Origin of the sequence: Snodgrassella sp. ESL0323, assembly GCF_013346865.1 — a bacterium.
Classification (GTDB): Bacteria; Pseudomonadota; Gammaproteobacteria; order Burkholderiales; family Neisseriaceae; genus Snodgrassella; species Snodgrassella alvi.
Map to the genome: position 1 here is coordinate 1 of NZ_JAAEDT010000028.1, position 23,130 is coordinate 23,130.

Below are 23,130 nucleotides of genomic sequence, written 5' to 3' on the forward strand. Positions count from 1 at the left end.
GGTGCCTATGATGCCAGCCATGGTACTAATCAGGCGCAGAAAATTACTAATGTGGCTGCCGGTCAGCTGGCAGACGGTTCTACTGATGCAGTTAATGCCAGCCAGCTTTATCAGGTATCCACCTCTTCTGCTTCCGGTATCACTTCTTTATCTACCGCTGCTCTAAACACCACCGGTAAACTGAATACGGTAAGCAACAATGTTTCTGCTTTGCAGTCTGATGCACTGCAATGGAAAAATAATGTCAATGGTATCGGCGGCTTTTATGATGCCAGCCATGGTACTAATCAGGCACAGAAAATTACCAATGTAGCTGCCGGTCAGCTGGCAGACAATTCTACTGATGCGGTCAATGCCGGTCAGCTTTATCAGGTATCCACCTCTTCTGCTTCCGGTATCACTTCTTTATCTACCGCTGTGAGCCGTGTCAGTGATATGGCCAATGTAAATGGTAATATCAGTACACTGAGCAGCTCTGTTGCTGATTTAAAATCTGATGCACTGCAATGGAAAAAGAATACCGATGGTTCCGGTGCCTATGATGCCAGCCATGGTACCAATCAGGCGCAGAAGATTACCAACATTGCAGACGGTCAGCTGATAAATGGTTCTACTGATGCGGTTAATGCCGGTCAGCTTTATCAGGTATCTACTTCTTCTGCTTCCGGTATCACTTCTTTATCTACCGCTGCTCTTAGCACTACCGGTAAACTGAATACGGTAAGCAGCAATGTTTCTGCTTTACAGTCTGATGCGCTGCAATGGAAAAACAATGCCGATGGTTCCGGTGCCTATGATGCCAGCCATGGTACCAATCAGGCGCAGAAGATTACTAATGTGGCTGCCGGTCAGCTGGCAGACGATTCTACTGATGCAGTCAATGCCAGCCAGCTTTATCAGGTATCTACTTCTTCTGCTAGTGGTATCACTTCTTTATCTACCGCTGCTCTAAACACCACCGGTAAGCTGAATACGGTAAGCAGTAATGTTTCTGCTTTACAGTCTGATGCGCTGCAATGGAAAAAGAACACAGATGGTTCCGGTGCCTATGATGCCAGCCATGGTACTAATCAGGCGCAGAAAATTACTAATGTGGCTGCCGGTCAGCTGGCAGACGGTTCTACTGATGCAGTTAATGCCAGCCAGCTTTATCAGGTATCCACCTCTTCTGCTTCCGGTATCACTTCTTTATCTACCGCTGCTCTAAACACCACCGGTAAACTGAATACGGTAAGCAACAATGTTTCTGCTTTGCAGTCTGATGCACTGCAATGGAAAAATAATGTTAATGGTATCGGCGGCTTTTATGATGCCAGCCATGGCACTAATCAGGCACAGAAAATTACCAATGTAGCTGCCGGTCAGCTGGCAGACAATTCTACTGATGCGGTCAATGCCGGTCAGCTTTATCAGGTATCCACCTCTTCTGCTTCCGGTATCACTTCTTTATCTACCGCTGTGAGCCGTGTCAGTGATATGGCCAATGTAAATGGTAATATCAGTACACTGAGCAGCTCTGTTGCTGATTTAAAATCTGATGCACTGCAATGGAAAAAGAATGCCGATGGTTCCGGTGCCTATGATGCAAGCCATGGTACCAATCAGGCGCAGAAGATTACCAATGTGGCAGACGGTCAGCTGATAAATGGTTCTACTGATGCGGTTAATGCCGGTCAGCTTTATCAGGTATCTACTTCTTCTGCTTCCGGTATCACTTCTTTATCTACCGCTGCTCTTAGCACTACTGGTAAACTGAATACGGTAAGCAGCAATATTTCTGCTTTGCAGTCTGATGCGCTGCAATGGAAAAACAATGCCGATGGCTCTGGTGCCTATGATGCCAGCCATGGTACCAATCAGGCGCAGAAGATTACTAATGTGGCTGCCGGTCAGCTGGCAGACAGTTCTACTGATGCAGTTAATGCCAGCCAGCTTTATCAGGTATCCACCTCTTCTGCTAGTGGTATCACTTCTTTATCTACCGCTGCTCTAAACACCACCGGTAAACTGAATACGGTAAGCAACAATGTTTCTGCTTTGCAGTCTGATGCACTGCAATGGAAAAATAATGTTAATGGTATTGGCGGATTTTATGATGCCAGTCATGGCACTAATCAGGCACAGAAAATTACCAATGTAGCTGCCGGCCAGCTGGCAGACAATTCTACTGATGCGGTTAATGCCAGTCAGCTCTACCATTTATCCACCTCTTCTTCTACCAGCTTTAACTCATTGTCTACCGCTGTGAGCCGTGTCAGTGATATAGCCAATGTAAATGGTAATATCAGTACACTGAGCAGTTCTGTTGCTGAATTACAGTCTGATGCGCTGCAATGGAAAAAGAATACCAACGGCTCTGGTGCCTATGATGCCAGCCATGGTACCAATCAGGCGCAGAAGATTACTAATGTGGCTGCTGGTCTGATAAATGAAAATTCTACTGATGCGATTAATGCCGGTCAGCTTTATCAGGTATCTACTTCTTCTGCTAGTGGTATCACTTCTTTATCCACTGTTGCTCTAAGCACTACCGGTAAACTGAATACGGTAAGCAACGATGTCGCTGCTTTAAAATCTGATGCATTGCAGTGGAAAAGTAATGTAGACGGTAGCGGAGCTTATGATGCCAGTCACGGAACTAATCGTGCGCAGAAAATCACCAATATTGCTGCCGGTCATATAGATGAATACTCTACTGAGGCAGTCAATGCTGCTCAGTTTTATCAGCTATCTACTTCTTCATCTACCGGACTGAGTACATTATCATCCACTTTAAATCGTGCTGGTGATCTCACGAATGTTAACAGTAATATCAGTACATTAACTACTAAAGTGAATGATTTGGTTATTGATGCTCTGCAATGGCATGGAAATGCAGATGGCTCTGGTTTTTACGATGCCAGTCACGGAACCAACCGTGCGCAGAGAATCACCAATATTGCCGCCGGTCAGGTTAATGAACATTCTACTGATGCGGTCAATGCTGCCCAGCTCTACAGCTTATCCACAACGACTTCAACCAGTCTGAGTAATTTGAATGAGGCAGTAGCCACTACTGGTAATATTGCCAATATCTCTCATAATGTCAATGTTTTAAATGACCAGGTAAGCACTCTGCTCGGTGGCGCGCTGCAATGGAAAAGTAATGCTGATGGCTCAGGCTTTTATGATGCCAGTCACGCAACAAGTAGTCCGCAGAAAATCAGCAATGTAGCAGCCGGTGTACTGGATGAGCATTCTACTGATGCAGTCAATGCCGCTCAGCTCTACAGCTTGTCTACAATCACATCGACCAGTCTGAGTAATCTGAATGAAGCGGTAGCTACTACTGGTAATATTTCTACTGTTGCCAGCAATGTTTATGTTCTGAATACTCAAGTTAGCTCTCTGCTCAGTAATGCGTTGCAATGGCATGGAAATGCTGATGGTTCTGGTTTTTACGATGCCAGCCATGGAACATCCAGTCCTCAGAAAATCAGTAATTTAGCGGCCGGTGTACTGGATGAGCATTCTACTGATGCGGTTAATGCCGCTCAGCTCTACAGCTTGTCTACAACCACTTCAACCAGTCTGAGTAATCTGAACGCAGCGGCGGCCAATACAGGTAATGTTACCAACATCACTAATAATGTTACTCAGCTAATGGCTGATGCCCTGCAATGGAAAAAAAATACCGATGGCTCAGGTGTTTATGATGCCAGCCATGGCACCACTCAGGCGCAGAAGATTACTAATGTGGCTGCCGGTCAGCTGGAAGACGGCTCTACTGATGCGGTTAATGCCAGTCAGCTTTATCAGTTATCCACCTCTTCTGCTACCAGCTTCAGCTCACTGTCTACTGTTGTAAGCCGTGCCGGTGATCTGACCAATATCAATGGTAATATCAGTACAGCAAACAGCAATATCGCTGCTTTACAGTCTGATGCACTGCAATGGAAAAAGAACACCGATGGTACTGGTGCCTATGATGCCAGCCATGGCACCACTCAAGCGCAGAAGATTACTAATGTGGCTGCCGGTCTGGTGGAAGACGGTTCTACTGATGCAGTTAATGCCAGCCAGCTTTATCAGGTATCCACCTCTTCTGCTTCCGGTATCACTTCTTTATCTACCGCTGCTCTAAACACCACCGGTAAACTGAATACGGTAAGCAGCAATGTTTCTGCTTTACAGTCTGATGCGCTGCAATGGAAAAAGAACACCGATGGTACTGGTGCTTATGATGCCAGCCATGGCACCACTCAGGCGCAGAAGATTACTAATGTGGCTGCCGGTCAGCTGGCAGACGGTTCTACTGATGCAGTTAATGCCGGTCAGCTCTATCAGTTATCCACCTCTTCTTCTACCAGCTTCAGCTCACTGTCTACTGTTGTAAGCCGTGCCGGTGATCTAACCAATATCAATGGTAATATCAGTACAGCAAACAGCAATATCGCTGCTTTACAGTCTGATGCGCTGCAATGGAAAAAGAATGTCAATGGTAACGGCGGCTTTTACGATGCCAGCCATGGCACCAGTCAGGCACAGAAAATTACCAATGTGGCTGCCGGTCAGCTGGCAGACGGTTCTACTGATGCGGTTAATGCCGGTCAGCTCTATCAGTTATCCACCTCTTCTGCTACCAGCTTCAGCTCACTGTCTACTGTTGTAAGCCGTGCCGGTGATATGACCAATATCAATGGTAATATCAGTACAGCAAACAGCAATATCGCTGCTTTACAGTCTGATGCGCTGCAATGGAAAAAGAACACCGATGGCTCTGGTGCCTATGATGCCAGCCATGGTACTAATCTGGCTCAGAAGATTACCAATGTAGCTAACGGTGATCTGACGTATAACTCTACCGATGCTGTAAATGGCAGCCAGTTATCTACTACTAATTCTAATCTAAGTATCGTTTCCAGCTCAGTACACAAAGTGAACGATACAGTAAACAAACTGGAAAAAGACAGCTTGCAATGGGTACAGGAAGAGAATGGCAACAGTTATTATGATGCCAGCCATGGTGTTACCAATGCCCGGTATCGAATTACCAATGTTGCAAACGGTTCACTGGCACCTGATTCATCAGATGTAGTGAATGGCAGCCAGCTATATACTACAAATTCTAGTATTAATGCTGTATCCACTTCGGTAAATTCAGTAACTGCTGCTGTAACCAGACTGCAGGACAATACTCTGCAATGGAATGGATCTGCCTACGATGCAGGCCATGGTTCTACTATGGCGCAGAAAATCACCCACGTAGCCGAAGCTGATTTAGCCCCGGATTCCACCGATGCAGTCAATGGCAGTCAGCTAAATCAGACTAATTCGAGGGTAGGCAGCTTAAGCTCTACTGTGGCGAATCTGAATGATAGCCTGAATAAGACCAATACGCGGATTAACAGTATTGCTGAATCCACCTCCAGAATTTCCGATAATTTGTCTTCTGCTACAGATAAAATCAATGATCTGGATCAGAATGCCCTGCAAATAAATGGTGAAAATTATGATGCAAACTATAAAAAAATCACCAATATTACAGGCGGAAAAATTGAACAGGGTTCAAATGAGGCAGTAACAGGCGGTCAGCTGTTTACCACCAATGAGAAACTGAACACCGTTTCCTCTTCTGTAGGTAATCTGACTGGCAGACTGAATGGTGCTATTGACCGTCTGGATACAGTTTCCGGCGCAACAGCTACGCTGTCGACCAGCTTAGCAGAGGTTAATACCAGCATCAGTGACCTGCGACGCGATGCACTGCAATGGAATGATAATGCTTATGATGCCAGCCATGGCTCCGGCACTGCCCAGAAGATTACCAATGTAGCAAACGGTACAGTGAACAATAGTTCTACCGATGCCGTCAATGGCAGCCAGCTGTATAATCTGTCCACCTCGCTGAGCAACAGTCTTTCCACTGTGACTGCCGGTAACAATACCGGACTTTCCACTACCAACAGTAACATTTCTACTTTGTCTAGTAGTCTGAGTTCTGCGGTGAATAACATCAGTAATCTGCAACGCGACGCTCTGCAATGGAATGGTAATGCTTATGACGCCAGCCATGGCTCTGGCGCTGCCCAGAAGATTACTAACGTGGCCAACGGTACACTTAGCAGTGGCTCTACCGATGCTGTTAACGGTGACCAGCTGTATAATCTGTCCACCTCACTGAGCAGCAGTCTTTCCACTGTGACTGCCGGTAACAATACCGGACTTTCTACTACCAACAGTAATGTTTCTACTTTGTCTAGTAGTCTGAGTTCTGCGGTGAATAACATCAGTAATCTGCAACGCGACGCTCTGCAATGGAATGGTAATGCTTATGATGCCAGTCATGGTTCCGGCGCTGCCCAGAAGATTACTAACGTAGCCAACGGTACACTTAGCAGTGGCTCTACCGATGCCGTTAACGGTGACCAGCTGTATAATCTGTCCACCTCACTGATTAACAGTCTTTCCACTGTGACTGCTGGTAACAATACCAGTCTCTCTACTACCAACAGTAATGTATCTACTTTGTCTAGTAGTCTGAGCTCGGCGGTCAATAACATCAGTAATCTGCAACGCGACGCTCTGCAATGGAATGGTAATGCTTATGATGCCAGTCATGGTTCCGGCGCGGCCCAGAAGATTACTAACGTAGCCAACGGTACACTTAGCAGTGGCTCTACCGATGCTGTTAACGGTGACCAGCTGTATAATCTGTCCACTTCACTGAGCAGCAGTCTCTCCACTGTGACTGCCGGTAACAATACCGGACTTTCTACTACCAACAGTAATGTATCTACTTTGTCTAGTAGTCTGAGCTCGGCGGTCAATAACATCAGTAATCTGCAACGCGATGCGCTGCAATGGAATGGTAATGCTTATGATGCCAGTCATGGTTCCGGCGCTGCCCAGAAGATTACTAACGTAGCCAACGGTACACTTAGCAGTGGCTCTACCGATGCCGTTAACGGTGACCAGCTGTATAATCTGTCCACCTCACTGAGCAGCAGTCTCTCCACTGTGACTGCCGGTAACAATACCGGACTTTCTACTACCAACAGTAATGTCTCTACTTTGTCTAGTAGCCTGAGTTCTGCGGTGAATAACATCAGTAATCTGCAACGCGACGCACTGCAATGGAATGGTAATGCTTATGACGCCAGCCATGGTTCCGGCGCTGCCCAGAAGATTACCAACGTGGCTGCCGGTCAGCTGGCAGACGGTTCTACTGATGCAGTGAATGCCGGACAGTTATATAGTATTTCGTCTTCCATCATTAGCAGTGTATCAAGCTCAGTTGATCAGGTAGTTACTGAGAGCAGGACAACGATAGAAACGATGAACAAAGATATCAAAGCTGCTCAGGATGATATTAAAACTGCTCAGGATGATATTAAGACCTCAAAACGTTTGATTGACGAATTGCAGAAGAACTCAGTGCATTTTGATGATGGTACAACAGCCTTCTCAAATCAGCTGACTCGTGACGCAAGCAACGAAAGAACCATTAGTAATATTGCGGACGGACGAGTAGACGCAACATCTAATCAGGCAGTAAATGGTCGTCAGCTCTATTCGCTGTCTACTTCCACCTCAACCAGTCTGTCCAGTCTGCAGGATCAGCTTCACCTTGCTTCCGGCACCATACCGGCAGGAATATCCACAACATTGAGCTCATTACAGCTTAATGCCCTGCAATGGAACGGGTCAGCTTACGATGCCAGCCATGGCTCCGGCACTGCTCAGAAAATTACCAATGTTGCTTCTGGTGATACAGGCCAGAATTCAACAGAGGCAGTGAATGGCAGCCAGCTGTGGCAAATGAAAAATGAATGGAAACAGGATTTACAAAGTCTTTCCAGCTCAGTGGATAGCAAGCTGGCACAAAACAGTGGTGGCGGTAATGCTTCTGCGATCAATGAAGCAACTGAAAAAGCCAATCAGGCTATTTCGGATACCCAGAAACTGTCTACTTCAACAGCTGATGCCCTGTCTGCAGTAGCAGCCAGCCTGGGCGGTAATGCTAGCTACAACCCGCTCACCAGAGCCGGCACAGGTGGTTTCACTGCACCAAGCTATACAACCAGCAATGCTGATGGTACTGCGGTAACAGCCAATAATGTAGGCGATGCCATTAACAATCTGTATAACGGCGGCAGCAAATATGCAAAAGTTAATTCCACTCAGGCTGTGGCTTCAGCAAGCGGAAGTGACGCTATTGCTGTAGGCGGTGCAGCAGCTGCCAGTGGTAAGGCTGCTGTAGCTATTGGTTCACAAGCAACAGCCAGTGCAGAAAACGGCGTTGCTATTGGTAATCATGCCAGCGTTACTCAGAATGGCGGAATTGCGCTGGGTGCCAATTCTGTGGCCAATACGGCAGCAGGTATTAATGGCTATATTCCGGTTAGTGCCACGGAACAACAGGCAAGAGCCATTCAGGCAACCACCAGCACTCAAGCTGCTGTGTCTGTGGGTGACGCCGCCAATGGTGTTTACCGTCAGATTACAGGCGTCGCTGCCGGTACTGCCGACACCGATGCAGTCAATGTGGCACAGCTGAAAGGTGTTAATGCCCGCATGGAAAATATCAACCGCTACGTCAATGACGTTAACGACCGCGTACATCGTGTAGAACGGCGTGCCTATTCCGGCACTGCTCTGGCCATGGCACTATCTGGTGCTTATCTGCCGCAGTTAAATGCCGGTGAACAGACAGTAGGTGTAGGCATGGGTTCATATCATGGTTATGCTGCAGTTGGTATTAACTACAAAGCCACAAACAATACCGGTAAGTTCTCATGGGGTGCAGGTGTCTCCACTACCGGACGTGAAACCGGCTTTAATGCAGGTATAGGCTATAAGTGGTAATTATCAGATAAATAGCTTCAAAATCGGGCATACACTGGTATGCCCGATTTTTTTGCTGAAAATAACAAATTAAAGCACTGAAAAATGACATTATCCTGATACTAAAGATTGAATGATGAAATATCAATTTTTTTAGTTATATCAATTCGCTTCTAATACCAATAAAACAACACTTTAAAAATAAAACTGTTAACCATTAACAAAAAATATTGCAAATACACTAAATCGAAGAATATGCAGCCGGTTTCTCTTTATTATCCATTTATATTATTCAATAGTCATCACAGCCTGCTCAGCGAATATGGCTACAGCTAAAGATATTCTGTCCTGTATACAATAATTAATTGCACAATCGTCTGCTTAATCTCGCATTTATCATAAAAATATGCAAAATATATAATAGCCGGCAATATATGCCAAACAAGTAAAAACTGGCTTTTCAGCCATAAAACAGACTTAATAATCCGGATAAACAAACCATTTTTACCCAGAATGAAAATGCATATCAGATAACTCATACATATCTATGAGTCAATAATTGACAGTTCCCTGCTTTAGCGGCAAGATAAAGACGTTACGTTCAATAGCGTAACCAGCTTTGACAGGCTGAACAAAGAGGCAGACTTTTTGCTACTTACCTAAAAAAGTAGCGTTTGTCTGTAAAAACCCATTGCCACCGCTTTTTTTCATGGTGGACAGTGGCAGGGAGGCTTTACGCCTACCGGTTCTCTTTGTCGGTCTGTCAACCCTGCCATTTGTCTGCCGCCATCTGTGTTTAACAGCACACTTGCGGTCTCATGATTAAAGAGAAGGGCAATGATATGAACATCTACAAAGCAAATCTCCCCTTTCAGAAACTACAATCTAACCTGTTTGCACAAAAACTACTGACAATCAGGTGTCGTCCTGATACACAGATATACTACTTACTTCATACAATTACTCATTTAGCATAAAATACAAAGAGAGAATAAACAATGAAACTTCTTGCGCCTGACAAGAATGCGCTATCCACAGCATTGCACGACAATCTACAACTGCAATACCCCTTTGCACTTTATTATATACAACAAACTACATCACTCGGCAGCCAATGGCATAACGAACCAGAGGAATTTACCGAATATACAGCCTATATCCTGTCACCCTATATCATCAAAGCTGACTCAGACTGGCAGGATAGCGGGTTGCTGGTTTTCAAGCCCTGTAACAGCATCATCAGAGCCGAAACCCTGGTATTTTCATTCTGCAAACAGCGTAACTGGGAACCCCTGCTCTGGCAGGGAACAGAACCCATAGCACAACAAATATGGCAGGCAGTACACAGAACCTAATCATTTTCTGCTTATAGTAATTTCACCATAGGCAACTATTTTCGATAACTGTTTATTCATACCACCAAACCAGCCCGAACAGTTTTCTGCTTCAAACTAACACATACCAATTAAGGTACTATCCGGAATCTGTTCCGGCTGATCATCTCAATAACCAGCGCTATCGCAACCACAAGCATAATTTAACATTACTTAACTTATATATCAATAGTTTGCCTACGCCACAACAGCAAATAATTTAGAAATTTCTCTATCAGATTTCCGGCTGGTAACAACCAGATTTATATTAATAACGGCTGAAACCATTTTCAGTCGGTGTTTTCAGCTTTTTTAATCTATATATTTATTAATAAAGGATATATTCAATTATCAATATAATTTTGTTATTTATAAGACACTTTTACGGATAGGATAAAAAATTACTGTTATCTTCACCACAATAAATAACATTAAACACCAGTAAAAAACATAATTTAATTATTTTCTAACATTGGTAAAAGGAGTATATTGATAATCCTTATCAATTGATATGCAGTCATATCTGATTCAATTTGTTTCAATATGAATAAATAGGGAAATTAAAAAATGCTGTTACAAAAAATTGCTATCGCCAGTGCCGCTCTTGTATCAATGGCAGCCTTTGCTCAAGAATACCCCATGGGTAAACCTATTATTAAAAACGGAATGGAAATTTCCGGTGTATATCTGCCGCCAATTACCATGGACACTGATGGCATGGATCACAGTAATATGCATTTGCCGGCTAGCAAATCCGACGTGCACATGGAAGCCGATATTCATGCAACAGAAGGTAATCCTAACGGCTTTGCCGAAGGAGACTGGATTCCTAATCTGAATATTGAATACTCCATTACCAAACTGACTAAAGGCAAATTCGAACATTCAGGTAAATTCATGTCTATGGTTGCCAATGACGGTCCCCACTATGGTGACAACATCAAACTGAATGGTCTGGGCAAATATCGTGTTACCTATCGTATCTCCCCACCAACAGCCAACCAGATGGCTCGCCATATTGACAAAGAAACCGGCGTAGCACCATGGTTCAAACCATTTGAAGTTAGCTGGGATTTTGATTATGCCGGTGTAGGCCGCAAAGGCAGCTATTAATCGCATTTAGCTGGCTGTGATCAGGGATTATTCTAGCTTCAACTGGCTGAATAATCCCTTATTACATTATTACTGCCACAACACCTTTCACTGTAAGAATATCTGTTATGAAAAAACTTCTTCTTATCCTATTGGGCTTATGCAGTCTTATGTTTTCATTTTCAGCCATTGCTGACGATAAAGTCACCCTGGAACTGAAAATGAAAGATGGTGATCTTATTCCCCTAACCCTCAATGCACCAGCCAACAAAATTATTCGCATTAAAGTTACCAACATTGGCAAAGGTCCCGTCGAATTTGAAAGTACCCAGCTGGTCAAAGAAAAAGTACTCGCCCCGGGCGCCTCATCAGTGGTCGTCATTGCCCCGAAAAAACCCGGTACCTATATCTTTTTCGATGACTTTCATCTAAATAAGCCCAAAGGGCAGTTAATAGTAAAATAAAAGCAGGAAATACAATGGGACAAACAATTTTTGTCGTCTGGCGTGAATGTTTCGAAGCATTACTGGTTGTCGGCATTATATATGCATGGATTAAACGTAATCCTGACAGTAGTCATGGTATGCGTTATTTGTTTGGCGGTGTCGGGCTTGGTGTACTGATTTCTGTCATACTGGCATTAATCATCAACGGCGTATTCAAAGCGCTTACCGATGACCATCAAACCATGTTTATGATGGGCATGTCTGCTGTTGCCTGCATACTGATTGTGCAAATGGTGTACTGGATGAACAAACACGCCCGAAATATGAAATCATCCCTGGAACAGGAAATGGCACAACAAGTAGCCCGCAATTCATGGTGGGGAGCTCTGTTTATTATAGCCATTGCCATTGCCCGTGAAGGCAGTGAAATTGTCGTATTTCTGTCCGGCCAGATTATGCAGCTGAACAGTCAAAATTACTCCGGTTTCTGTCTTGCCGTACTTATCGGCATAGCAGTATCCGCGCTGACATTTTATGCATTTATTCTAACCAGCCGCTTCATCCAATGGAAAAAATTTTTTACCATAACCGGTATTGTCCTGTTATTTCTGGCCATTTCATTATTGCTGAGAGCTGTTGAAGACGGTACCAATATGCTGCTGGAGCATGATGTATCAATTCCTGATTTCCTCATTAGCCCGGCGTGGGATACCTCATACTTTATTGACGATAGCGGTCTGATCGGCAGTTTTGCTTCCTCACTGTTTGCCTACCGCTCTCAGCCAATGTGGATTAGCGTCATTACTTTTGGTGTATTCTGGTTATTAATGGCTATATTGTTTTTAAGGAAAAAATCCAGATAAGGCAGAACCTGCTGCATATCTGATTTACTTACTTTGGGCATGTGCCGGTTATTTCTTCAGCATATGATTTACCGGCACCATTCAATCATGATTTGATTGCTTTTATACAGCCTTATACTTCTCTAGCATTACTGATAATTAGCTCAGGCTGAAAATCATGCCCCAGACATTTAACGCCCTTATCAACCATATCTGTTACTTGTCGCAATATGGTGAATACGAACAAAAGATATGTCACGTTTGTCCCCTGCTGTCACAATAAAAAGTGATCGGCGCAATGCTTCATCAGTTGCTACAATTGCACTGAAAAACCCTGTAACTATAAATTTCATTGAAACAGGTCTTTAAATCAATTAATTTTAAAATAAAACGAGATTTAGAATGGAACAAACCTTTTTTATTGTCTGGCGTGAATGCTTTGTAACACTGATTGTTGTCGGCATTATTTACTCATGGATTAAGCATAATCCAGACAGCAAAAGCGGGATGCGCCATCTGTTTAGCGGCTTGATACTCGGTGTACTGTTCCTGGCAGCAATTATCAGTGGTTTGTTCAGATATATTCCCGATAAAAATCAAAAAATGCTTATGATGAGCATATTGATATTGATTTCTTTACTGACATTTTTAGTAGTGTTCTGGATGTTTGAGTATATCCTGAGCATGGGATCGGCACAGGAACAGAAAAAAGCTCAGCAGATGGCCCGTTCATGGACAACAGCTATGTTCATAGTAGCTCTTACTATTGCCTGTGCAGGCAATGAAGTTATCTTATTATTGTCCAGTCAGATCAGGCAGCTGAATAATTCTGATTATACTAATTTATACCTTACAGTAATTTCCGGCATTGCAGTATCTGTCCTGACATTTTATCCGTTTGTTGTAATCAGCCGCCGCATACAGTTGAAAAAATACCTTATCATAACCAGCATTATACTGTTAGTTGTGATTTTCCCCCCATATGTCAAAGCGGGTGTATATCTGTCGACACAAAGTGAACCCCCTTCTGATATTGTGATGTGGCCGGCAGTGCAAATCTCACATTTTATTGACAATAGCTTTTTGTCCGACAGCTTTCCCGCCTTAATTTCTGCCTATAATTCCCCGCCCGTATGGTTTAGCATCATTTCATTTGTTAGTTTCCTGCTATTAATCGCCATAAAGCTCTTCTTAAGGAAAAGTTTAAATGACACAGAATAAATTTCGTGCACTATTTATTATTTGCTCTTTACTGGTGCCTGTCATTGCTGCTGCACATGGTTTACGGGCACCAATTATCAATGATTCTAATGCTGTAGTCGCAAAAGGGGATATTCCCACTCCGGAAAAATACCAGTCAGCAATTCGTAATTATCAGCAGGAAGTTGTACTGCAATTAAAAAGCACCCAGCAATATCTTAATGCAATTGAGAATGCCTGCAAAAACGGACAGCTGCAACAGGCGCAACAAAATTATATCCGTGCCCATCAGAGTTACGAACAAGTACGGGTTATCGTCAAACTGTTTGGTAATGCTGACCAGAATATTAACTCGCGCGCTGATTATTATCTGCAAGGTACCGATGATCCAAATTTTAGCGGTTTTCACCGTTTAGAATATGATTTATTTAAACTCAAAGACCTAAAGCAGGCTCAGGCAGAAAACAGCAATCTGCAATATGAAATTATTGATTTACAAAAACGTGTAGCTGCCGATGATCTGGATATTGCCAAAGTAGTTCAGTCAGCATCCGACTTTCTGGAAATGACTCTGCAAACCAAACTTGCCGGCAAAGAAAATCAGTATAGCCACAGTGATCTGGCCGATATCCATGCCAATGTAACCGGTTCAGCACAAATCATCCAGTATCTGCAGAACTTTATTCCAGCAGAGCAGCGTAAAGCACTGAATCATGGTTACCAGCAGATTTTTGCCATTCTGCAGCATTATCAACTGCCCCAGAACCAATTCCAAAGTTTCAGCCGGCTCAGTCAGACAGATCACGATATCCTGTACTCCTTACTAAGTACGCAGACAGCACGGCTGGCCCAGCTTAGGGCGCAACTAAGTATACGTGTTTATTATAAATATCCTAATTAAGGTTTAAGTTATGTCTAAAAACACTTTCAGACATCAGCCTGTCTCAACTGCCTCGCCTGAAGACAATCCAGCCAGCACTACGCGACGCAATAGCATGAAAATGCTACTGGCCGGAGGGCTGGGTATCGCCAGTCTTGGTGCCGTCAAAGCAGCCAATGCGGCCGGCAACTGTACTCATGATTACAATCAGGCCGTTGATTACTGGGGTAGCCATCAGGCCGGCGTAATCACCCCCGACACCAAAGAAGCTATCTTTGTTGTTTTCAACGTTACTGTGAAAAACACAAAAGAGCTGCAACAGTTATTCCAGCGGATTTCACAACGTATTGCCTATCTCACCAGACCACAAACACTCACAGCAGGTAAAAATGACCAGCTTCCTCCGGCAGAATCCGGGCTGCTTGGCCAAAATCTGTCTCCCGACTCACTGACAATTACCCTGGCCGTGGGTGCCAGCCTGTTTGACCAACGTTTTGGTCTGTCTCAGCTCAAACCCAAAAGATTGATTCCTATGCCCCGCTTTCCCAACGACCGGCTGGAAAAAGCATGGTGCGGCGGAGATTTATCAATCCAGTTCTGTGCCAATAGCCGCGAAAGTGTCATTTATGCCCTGCGCGATCTGATTAGTCATTGTAATCAGTATATGGTGCCGGTATGGAAAATGGACGGATTTCTGCCGGCCAGAGATATCGACAATCACACTACCGCTATTAATCTGTTTGGTTTTAAAGACGGTACCGGTAATGGCTCCATTAACGATAGCAAACTGATGGATGAACTGGTATGGGTAACCAAGAACAACCAGGAACCGGCATGGTGTCTGGGCGGCAGTTATCAGGCAATCCGTCTGATTCGCTTCAATCTCGAATTCTGGGACAGAACCCCGCTGGAAGATCAGGAAAATGATTTTGGCCGTTACAAAACTAGCGGAGCACCCATTGGTATGCAGCATGAAATGGATGACCCGAAAATGAACAGTGACCCTCATGGCGACCGCATTCTGTTTGATTCACACATGCGCCGTGCAGAACCACGTATTCCTGAACGGCATGTAGCCAAACTGCGCCGGCGCAGTTTCAGTTACTCGCTGGGTGTACTACCCAACGGGCAACTTGATATGGGTCTGATTTTTGTTGCCTATCAGAACGACCTGAAAAAAGGTTTTATTGATACCCAGAATCGCCTGAATGGCGAACCGATGGAACGTTATATCAAACCATTCGGCGGCGGATTTTTCTTTGTTTTACCGGGAATGGCCAAAGAAAATGACTATCTGGGCAGACTGCTGTTTGAAGAATAAACAGTACCAAAACAGATATTTTTAAGTTTATAAGGCTTAAAAAATAAAATACTGAAATAAAAAAGCACTACAGCATCAACTGTAGTGCTTTCATTTATCTGGCTTATCACTAAATAAATCAGCAATTCCTCAGCCACATAATATTTTATCTACAATTTCACGACTATCTTTGGACAGCCCGTCATGTTTTTGAATCCGCTGTAACTGCTCAGCCATCAAGGCTTTGCGTTGCGGTTCCAGCCTGCCGTACAGATTAAATGCCTGTACCAGACGAGAAGCCACCTGCGGATTAAATCCGTCAATGTGCAATATATGCTCAGCAATAAAACGGTAACCACTGCCATCGGCTGCATGAAAGTGCTGAATATTACGGCTAAAGCTACCCAGTAAAGAACGTACCTTATTCGGATTTTCTAAGCTGAAAGCGTGGTTCTGTAATGCTGCCTGCACCTGTTGCAGAGTATCCGTACGCTGGCTGCTGCCTATCAGAGTAAAATACTTATCCATCACCAAATCATCATGAGCATGGCGCTGAGCAAACTGGTCTAATAACTCATTACGCTTTGTATCAGCCAAATGATTAATGGCCAGAAGCATTCCGAATTCATGAGTCATATTGGTAGCACGCTGCGGATACTCGGCAGCAATGCTTTGCAATAACTCTGCTCTGGCCTGTACGCCCCATTGCAGTAAAGTATTGCGCAAGCTGCGAATACCAGCCAGATCAGGATGGTACTCCTGCGGAGCAGAATGTTTGCTGTTCTGTTCCTGCTCATCAGCCCACTGATACCAGTGTGTCAGCGTATCCTCCATACTGCATGCCAAATCTTGCAACAGTGCCTGACGTGCACGAACATACAGCTCCGGATTAATACTCTGAGCATCTTCCCACAATTCTGCTTCAGCCGGCACTTGCAACAATACTGCCTTATACGCCGGATCAATATCAGCATTCAGTGCCGCCGTAATGGCCTCAGCCAGCGCAGCATGATGTGGTACAGGCTGACCGGCTTCAAGTGCAGCCAGATTTGCCGTAATGGCACGCCGGTACAGAGTTTGTGCTGCTTCCCAGCGGGCAAAAGAATCACTATCATGCGCCAGTAACAGCATTAAATCAGCATCACTATAGGGATACTCCAGTCTCACCGGAGCACTGAATCCGCGCAATAATGACGGTATTACTTCTTGTGTTACATCATTAAAGACAAAAGTCTGCTCAGCCTGATTAAATACCAGTACTGTTTCCTCAACCACAGATTCACTGTTATCCAGCCGGAACGAAACTGGTGAGCCATCTTTACCGATTAAACCGGCTTTTACCGGAATCACCATTGGCTGTTTTTCATTCATATCCGGTGTGGGCGGAATAGATTGCTGCAAATGCAGACTAAATGTACGTTTTTCGGCATCATATTCACCACGTGCTTTAACCTGCGGTGTACCGGCCTGACTGTACCACAACGCAAACTGTTCCAGATTAACACCATTGGCATCGGCCATAGCAGCACGAAAATCATCACAGGTAACAGCCTGTCCATCATGCCGCTGGAAATAAAGCTGCATTCCTTTCTGAAAACCGGCTTCACCGAGAAGAGTATGGTACATACGTACCACTTCGGCACCTTTTTCATACACAGTCAGCGTATAGAAATTATTCATTTCCTCGTATGAAGCCGGTCGTACCGGATGTGCCATCGGACCGGCATCTTCCGCAAACTGCATACTGCGCAATACCCTGACATTATGAATACGGCGTACAGCCCTGCTGGCCCGGTCGGCTGAAAATTCCTGATCACGAAAAACGGTCAGCCCCTCTTTCAGCGACAACTGAAACCAGTCCCGGCAAGTGACCCGGTTACCTGTCCAGTTGTGGAAATACTCATGCCCGATCACACCCTCTATCGCTTCAAAATCAGCATCTGTAGCTGTATCACTGCTGGCAAGCACATATTTGGTGTTGAAAATATTCAGACCCTTATTTTCCATGGCGCCCATATTAAAATCACCAACAGCTACCACCATAAAAATATTTAAATCATATTCCAGATTAAAGCGCTCTTCATCCCACTGCATGGCATGCTTCAGCGACTCCAGAGCAAAACCTGCCTTAGCACGGTCTTCCGGACGGGTATAAAATTTCAGCGCCACTTCTTTACCGCTACAGGTAGTAAAACTGCCTTCGAGCACCGCCAGCTTGCCTGCCACCAGAGCAAACAGATAGCTTGGCTTGGCAAACGGGTCACGCCAGCATACCCAGTGACGGCCATTATCCAGCTCACCACTATCAATCAGATTACCGTTAGACAGCATAACCGGATACTGCTCTTTGTCACCAATAATGGTGGTGGTAAACTGGCTCATGACATCCGGACGGTCAAAGTAATAAGTAATTTTACGGAAGCCCTCCGGCTCATTCTGGGTATACAGATTATCACCGGATTCATATAAACCCATCAGCGTTTTATTTTGTGCCGGATATAGTCTGGTCGTAATTTCCAGCACAAACTGTCTGTCCGGTACCGTATGAATAATCAGCTTTTCATCTTCCACAGCATACTCATGCGGATATAAGGATTTACCATCTAAAACAATCTGCAATAGTTCCGCACTGCCATCAAGCACACAAGGTTTTTGCGTCTGCTTTGGTACAACAGTCATACGATTAATTACTGTGGTATAAGCTTCATCCAGAGTAAAAGTCAGATTAATATCAGCCACCGCAAAATCCGGTGCCTGATAATCTTTAAGATAATGAACCACTTTTTCTTCACTCATCATTAACACTCTTTATTCAAATCTGTTTCGGTTATTGTACGACTGCCATCAATACAATCAACCTCATCACTGCCCTGTCCGGCAACATAATTATCTTTAAATACGGTCATGTTCGCCGTTCTCAATTCCTACCAGTTATTAATAGCAGAATTGGCAATTATTATTCATATTTAACCTGATAACGACCACCGTTACCAGAACTACCATTATTTTTCAGCATAGATAACAGGAAAGAGGCTGCCGCTGATAATGCCATCCATATGGCAACAAAACAGATAACCGGAAAATAACTACCGCAATATACCCGCAGCAAACCGCCAAACCAGGCGGTTAATAAACCGCTAATCTGATGAATCAGAAAAAATGCACCAAAAATAAAACCTTTATGCCGATAACCAAAAATAGAACCGGCCAGACGGGAAATAATAATGACGGTTCCCATATAAGTTATTCCGAAAAAAATTCCGAACAGCGGCACCATCATTGGTTCCGGCCATAGAGCCAGTGCCATGAGCGTTATACAGCGCACGATATACAGCAAACACAGCAATAAAGGCAGGGATACTTTTTTAGCCACCAGATAACCAATCAGTATACTCCCTACAGCTTCTGCCAGCCCCAGCAGACTGAGTGAAGTACCGGTAAACAGATTGGCGGTTTCATTATGACTTAATATTTCCTGTATTGCCGGAACATAATGTACATCAATAAAAATCATTGACGTACCGCAGCCGGAAAAAGCTAAGGCAGACAGCACAAACCGACGGTCCAGATACCAGTAACGGGGTAAAGGTGCGATAATATTCCGAGCGGATGGCTGAGATTCAAGGGACATACCTACTGACTTCACCTTTGTTTTTACAGGCATTTTTATAGGTGTACCGATACCCTCTACCCTGCTTAACGATGCCGGAACAATAGCCAGACAAGCATATACGCCGGCTAGAATAGCACACAGCATCGACCAAGACATATAACCGTCCAGATAAATCCATAGAGGAGACAATATCATCAGACCGGCAGCAATACCGTTAGTGGCCAGCACATACGCAAACTGGCGCCGCTCAGGTGTCACATATCTGTCAATCAGAATACTGACCGGTACAAAAGTCAGGGCAGCAACGGCATATGCAGCCAGCAGCAGAAACCCCAGCACAAAAGTCATGAAACTGTTACTAGAGGAAAATAGTAAAAAGGCACAGGCAGCAGCCAGCATTCCCGATAACAGGACATGGCCGGCTCCGCAACGGTCACACAGATTACCGACTAATATCGAATAAACACCTTGGGCAAGACCAAAAAAACCACCAACCAGAGCCATCGTTTCAATACTCACAGCATAATGATTTACCAGACTGGTAAAATAAACCTGATAAACTCCTTTTATGGCTGTACTGATAAACATCACGATAAAACCATAGCCCACCACTAATCCGGTCCGGATGGCGCGCATGGATATGTTCTCCTTCCTCAATTATCTGTTATCCCGTCTTTTTGTAACGCTCTGCCAATAAAACACCTACCTTAATACAACAGTTTCTCATTCTCAACAACTATATTCAGATATTGCCGGCTACATCAATAAATTGTGATAAAGTATTATAAATTCAGGCTGGCCTACATCTTGCAAAATATGCTTATGTCAGTATATGGATACAAACATCCTAATAAATCGGCCTGTATTTAGCAGCATACATATTTATCATAATTAACTTTATATCAAAGTATACATTTCTAAAAATAAAACCATGTTTTCTATTTTTGTTTTCCAGTCTGTAAAGGATACACTATGAGCCGACCACCTGAGTTAAAACGCACACTGAAAAACCGACATTTACAATTGATTGCTATTGGTGGCGCAATCGGCACTGGTCTGTTTATGGGTTCAGGCCGTACGATCAGCCTGGCCGGACCATCTGTGTTGTTTACCTATGTCATCATCGGCGCATTTCTGTTTTTTGTAATGCGTGCCATGGGTGAATTACTGCTGCACAATCTGCATTACAAATCTTTTGTCGATTTCACTACCGATATCCTGAATCCGACTGTAGGCTATTATGTCGGCTGGTCATACTGGTTTTGCTGGGTAGTGATTGGTATGGCAGATATCGTAGCGATTACCGGCTATACTCAGTTCTGGTGGCCGGAAGTGCCATTATGGCTGCCCGGCATTATCTGCATTGCCATCCTGCTGGCACTGAATCTGTTATCGGTCAAACTCTTCGGCGAACTGGAATTCTGGTTTGCCCTGATTAAAATTCTGGCGATTCTCGCGCTTATCGGCTGTGGCGGCTATTTATTACTAACCGGCTTTACCAGCCCCAGCGGCATTCAAGCCAAAATCAGTAACTTATGGTCTTACGGCGGCTGGATGCCTCATGGCTGGTCAGGTTTTTTTGCCGCATTTCAGATTGCTATCTTTGCTTTTGTCGGCATTGAGCTGGTCGGTACCGCTTCAGCAGAAACAGATGATCCTAATACCACCCTGCCGGCTGCCATTAACAAAATACCGGTGCGTGTCATTATTTTCTACGTACTGGCACTAACCATTATTATGACGGTTACCCCGTGGAATATGGTCGCCCCCGACCGCAGCCCGTTTGTCAATATGTTTACCCTGATTGGCATCAGTGCTGCGGCCACTATTATTAATTTTGTTGTACTCACTTCTGCACTGTCTTCCGCCAACAGCGGTATGTATTCTACCGGCCGTATGCTGTATGGCCTGTCGAAAAACGGCGTTGGCCCGAAGGCTTTTGCACGGCTGTCCGCCAGCGGGGTACCGCAAAACGGTCTGTTATATTCTTGTGCTCTGCTGCTGATTGGTGTTGGCCTGCTTTATGCGGAAGGCGACGTGATGAAAGTATTCACAATTGTTACCACCGTATCCAGTATTTGTTTTATTTTTGTATGGGCAGTCATTCTGATTGCCTATCTGCGCTATCGCCGGCTTTATCCTGAAGCGCATGCGCGCTCAGTTTACAAAATGCCTCTGGGTATACCCATGTGTTATGCCTGCCTGATATTTTTTGTTTTTGTCCTATACCTGTTCAGTCAGGATAAAGATACGCTTACCGGTCTGATCGCCACACCAGTGTGGTTTATTCTGCTGACTATGTTCCTGCCTTTGTATCGTCAGCAACTGAAAAAACGCATTACCTATACCGATACAGACCATCCGAATCATTAGTACCCAAAAACTTGTCCTGATTAATTACTATCTGCATCAATTAAACAGGACAGAATAATTAATAAAAGACCTAAAGCGTATATACGCTTTAGGTCTTTTATTGAATACTAATCTTAATCCGCTTGCTGCTCTTCAATTTTAAATGCTATTGGGAGAATTCTCCTTATCCAGCAGCTGTTATGTAATAACCGCTAAGCCATTTCACACATGCTCAGTATTCAGTAACAAATGAAAACATAGTTAAGCATAGTGCCAGAACGGCTGTCCGACCTGAGGTGTAGAGGCCTGTGCATTGTCTCGCGGTACTACCGGCTCCGCTTCATAAGCCATTCTTCCTGCATTAATAGCAAATGCAAACGCTTCTGCCATCATCACCGGCAAGCCACTACGTGAAACTGCGGTATTCAGCAACACCCCGTCAAAACCCCACTCCATTACTTTTGCCGCATGCGAAGGTAAGCCTAGCCCTGCATCAACAAGTAAAGGAATATCCGGTAAGCGTTCACGCAGGACATGCAAAGCATATTCATGCACTGGTCCCAGACCGGTACCAATCGGTGCAGCCCATGGCATCAGTGCCTGACAACCGGCATCCAGCAAGCGACGGCAGGCAATCAAATCTTCAGTACAATATGGGAGTACCTTGAAACCCTCTTTGATCAGGATTTCGGCTGCACGCACCAGCTGAAATACATCCGGCTGCAAGGTATCATCATCACCAATCAGTTCAAGCTTAATCCAGTCTGTCTCAAATACCTCGCGAGCCATCTGCGCAGTTGTTACCGCCTCATCTACACTCAGACAACCGGCAGTATTAGGAAGAATCGGTACAGCCAGCTCCTGCAACAATCCCCATAAACCCTGCCCATGCTCTGCCGAAGTTGCGCTCTGCCGGCGTAAAGCAACCGTAATCATAGCCGGCTGCGCTTTCCTTACTGCCGTACGCAGTACTTCGAGTGTGGGATAAGCAGCAGTGCCTAACAACAAACGACTATTAAACTCTTCATCATAAAGTTGTAAAGCCATATTCACTTCCCCCGTTAACATAAAAAATAAAAATCTTCTAACTACAAGCTATAAAGGCAAACTGCACAAAGTATTTATACTTTATAACAAAAACAATAACTTTTCACTTATTTTCACCTAAAACGACATTTGCTATTATTACCCGGCGCATATACATCT

The 23,130-nt window shown here is 44.4% G+C and carries 13 protein-coding genes; 9 read left to right on the forward strand and 4 right to left on the reverse strand.

Annotated features, from left to right (window positions below; all coding sequences use genetic code 11):
- The first annotated feature begins 51 nt into the window (after window positions 1–51).
- From GY065_RS11385 to GY065_RS11405, 5 genes are all read left to right on the forward strand, one after another.
- Complete coding sequence (locus GY065_RS11385) at window positions 52–8,847, forward strand: YadA-like family protein (RefSeq protein WP_371731966.1); 8,796 nt, start codon at window positions 52–54, stop codon at window positions 8,845–8,847.
- Window positions 8,848–9,824: 977 nt separating this feature from the next.
- Entirely contained in the window at window positions 9,825–10,181 is a 357-nt protein-coding gene (locus GY065_RS11390) for a hypothetical protein (protein ID WP_174834210.1), read from the forward strand.
- Between the two features lie 585 nt (window positions 10,182–10,766).
- Complete coding sequence (locus GY065_RS11395; protein ID WP_025331586.1) at window positions 10,767–11,312, forward strand: iron transporter; 546 nt, start codon at window positions 10,767–10,769, stop codon at window positions 11,310–11,312.
- Between the two features lie 107 nt (window positions 11,313–11,419).
- Window positions 11,420–11,755, forward strand: a complete 336-nt coding sequence (locus GY065_RS11400; protein ID WP_078475522.1) for a cupredoxin domain-containing protein — start codon at window positions 11,420–11,422, stop codon at window positions 11,753–11,755.
- A gap of 14 nt (window positions 11,756–11,769) precedes the next feature.
- Window positions 11,770–12,600, forward strand: a complete 831-nt coding sequence (locus GY065_RS11405; protein WP_174834211.1) for an FTR1 family protein — start codon at window positions 11,770–11,772, stop codon at window positions 12,598–12,600.
- A gap of 112 nt (window positions 12,601–12,712) precedes the next feature.
- Here the strand turns inward: GY065_RS11405 and GY065_RS13420 are convergent, their stop codons facing one another.
- Complete coding sequence (locus GY065_RS13420) at window positions 12,713–12,838, reverse strand: hypothetical protein (protein ID WP_255518379.1); 126 nt, start codon at window positions 12,836–12,838, stop codon at window positions 12,713–12,715.
- Between the two features lie 143 nt (window positions 12,839–12,981).
- Between GY065_RS13420 and GY065_RS11410 the strand changes: the two genes are divergently transcribed.
- From GY065_RS11410 to efeB, 3 genes are read left to right on the forward strand one after another with little or no spacing between them, the layout of a single operon-like run.
- The gene (locus GY065_RS11410) at window positions 12,982–13,800 is read left to right on the forward strand and encodes an FTR1 family protein (RefSeq protein WP_174834212.1); all 819 of its coding nucleotides are present in this window, start codon (window positions 12,982–12,984) and stop codon (window positions 13,798–13,800) included.
- Window positions 13,787–14,680 carry an EfeM/EfeO family lipoprotein gene (locus GY065_RS11415; RefSeq protein WP_174834213.1) on the forward strand — a complete coding sequence of 298 codons (894 nt, stop codon included), beginning with the start codon at window positions 13,787–13,789 and terminating at the stop codon, window positions 14,678–14,680. Before GY065_RS11410 ends, GY065_RS11415 begins: the two co-directional genes overlap by 14 nt.
- A 10-nt stretch (window positions 14,681–14,690) precedes the next feature.
- On the forward strand, window positions 14,691–15,980 hold the full coding sequence (gene efeB, locus GY065_RS11420) for an iron uptake transporter deferrochelatase/peroxidase subunit (protein WP_174834214.1): 1,290 nt from the start codon (window positions 14,691–14,693) through the stop codon (window positions 15,978–15,980).
- A 129-nt stretch (window positions 15,981–16,109) separates the two neighbouring features.
- Here efeB and pepN read toward each other — a convergent pair whose 3' ends face one another.
- Both pepN and GY065_RS11430 read right to left on the reverse strand, forming a co-directional pair.
- The gene (gene pepN, locus GY065_RS11425; protein ID WP_174834369.1) at window positions 16,110–18,755 is read right to left on the reverse strand and encodes an aminopeptidase N; all 2,646 of its coding nucleotides are present in this window, start codon (window positions 18,753–18,755) and stop codon (window positions 16,110–16,112) included.
- A 160-nt stretch (window positions 18,756–18,915) separates the two neighbouring features.
- Window positions 18,916–20,208 carry an MFS transporter gene (locus GY065_RS11430; RefSeq protein ID WP_174834215.1) on the reverse strand — a complete coding sequence of 431 codons (1,293 nt, stop codon included), beginning with the start codon at window positions 20,206–20,208 and terminating at the stop codon, window positions 18,916–18,918.
- Window positions 20,209–20,544: 336 nt separating this feature from the next.
- On the opposite strand from GY065_RS11430, the gene GY065_RS11435 reads away from it, so the two are divergent.
- On the forward strand, window positions 20,545–21,945 hold the full coding sequence (locus GY065_RS11435) for an amino acid permease (RefSeq protein ID WP_100116630.1): 1,401 nt from the start codon (window positions 20,545–20,547) through the stop codon (window positions 21,943–21,945).
- A 240-nt stretch (window positions 21,946–22,185) separates the two neighbouring features.
- Here the strand turns inward: GY065_RS11435 and GY065_RS11440 are convergent, their stop codons facing one another.
- The gene (locus GY065_RS11440; RefSeq protein WP_174834216.1) at window positions 22,186–22,971 is read right to left on the reverse strand and encodes a thiazole synthase; all 786 of its coding nucleotides are present in this window, start codon (window positions 22,969–22,971) and stop codon (window positions 22,186–22,188) included.
- Between the last annotated feature and the right edge of the window lie 159 nt (window positions 22,972–23,130).

Coding starts and splice junctions, on each gene's coding strand:
- efeB (WP_174834214.1), top strand. CDS start 14,691: ATGTCTAAAAACACTTTCAGACATCAGCCTGTCTCAACTGCCTCGCCT.
- GY065_RS11410 (WP_174834212.1), top strand. CDS start 12,982: ATGGAACAAACCTTTTTTATTGTCTGGCGTGAATGCTTTGTAACACTG.
- GY065_RS11390 (WP_174834210.1), top strand. CDS start 9,825: ATGAAACTTCTTGCGCCTGACAAGAATGCGCTATCCACAGCATTGCAC.
- GY065_RS11400 (WP_078475522.1), top strand. CDS start 11,420: ATGAAAAAACTTCTTCTTATCCTATTGGGCTTATGCAGTCTTATGTTT.
- GY065_RS11415 (WP_174834213.1), top strand. CDS start 13,787: ATGACACAGAATAAATTTCGTGCACTATTTATTATTTGCTCTTTACTG.
- GY065_RS11395 (WP_025331586.1), top strand. CDS start 10,767: ATGCTGTTACAAAAAATTGCTATCGCCAGTGCCGCTCTTGTATCAATG.
- pepN (WP_174834369.1), bottom strand. CDS start 18,755: ATGAGTGAAGAAAAAGTGGTTCATTATCTTAAAGATTATCAGGCACCG.
- GY065_RS11430 (WP_174834215.1), bottom strand. CDS start 20,208: ATGCGCGCCATCCGGACCGGATTAGTGGTGGGCTATGGTTTTATCGTG.
- GY065_RS11440 (WP_174834216.1), bottom strand. CDS start 22,971: ATGGCTTTACAACTTTATGATGAAGAGTTTAATAGTCGTTTGTTGTTA.
- GY065_RS11405 (WP_174834211.1), top strand. CDS start 11,770: ATGGGACAAACAATTTTTGTCGTCTGGCGTGAATGTTTCGAAGCATTA.
- GY065_RS11435 (WP_100116630.1), top strand. CDS start 20,545: ATGAGCCGACCACCTGAGTTAAAACGCACACTGAAAAACCGACATTTA.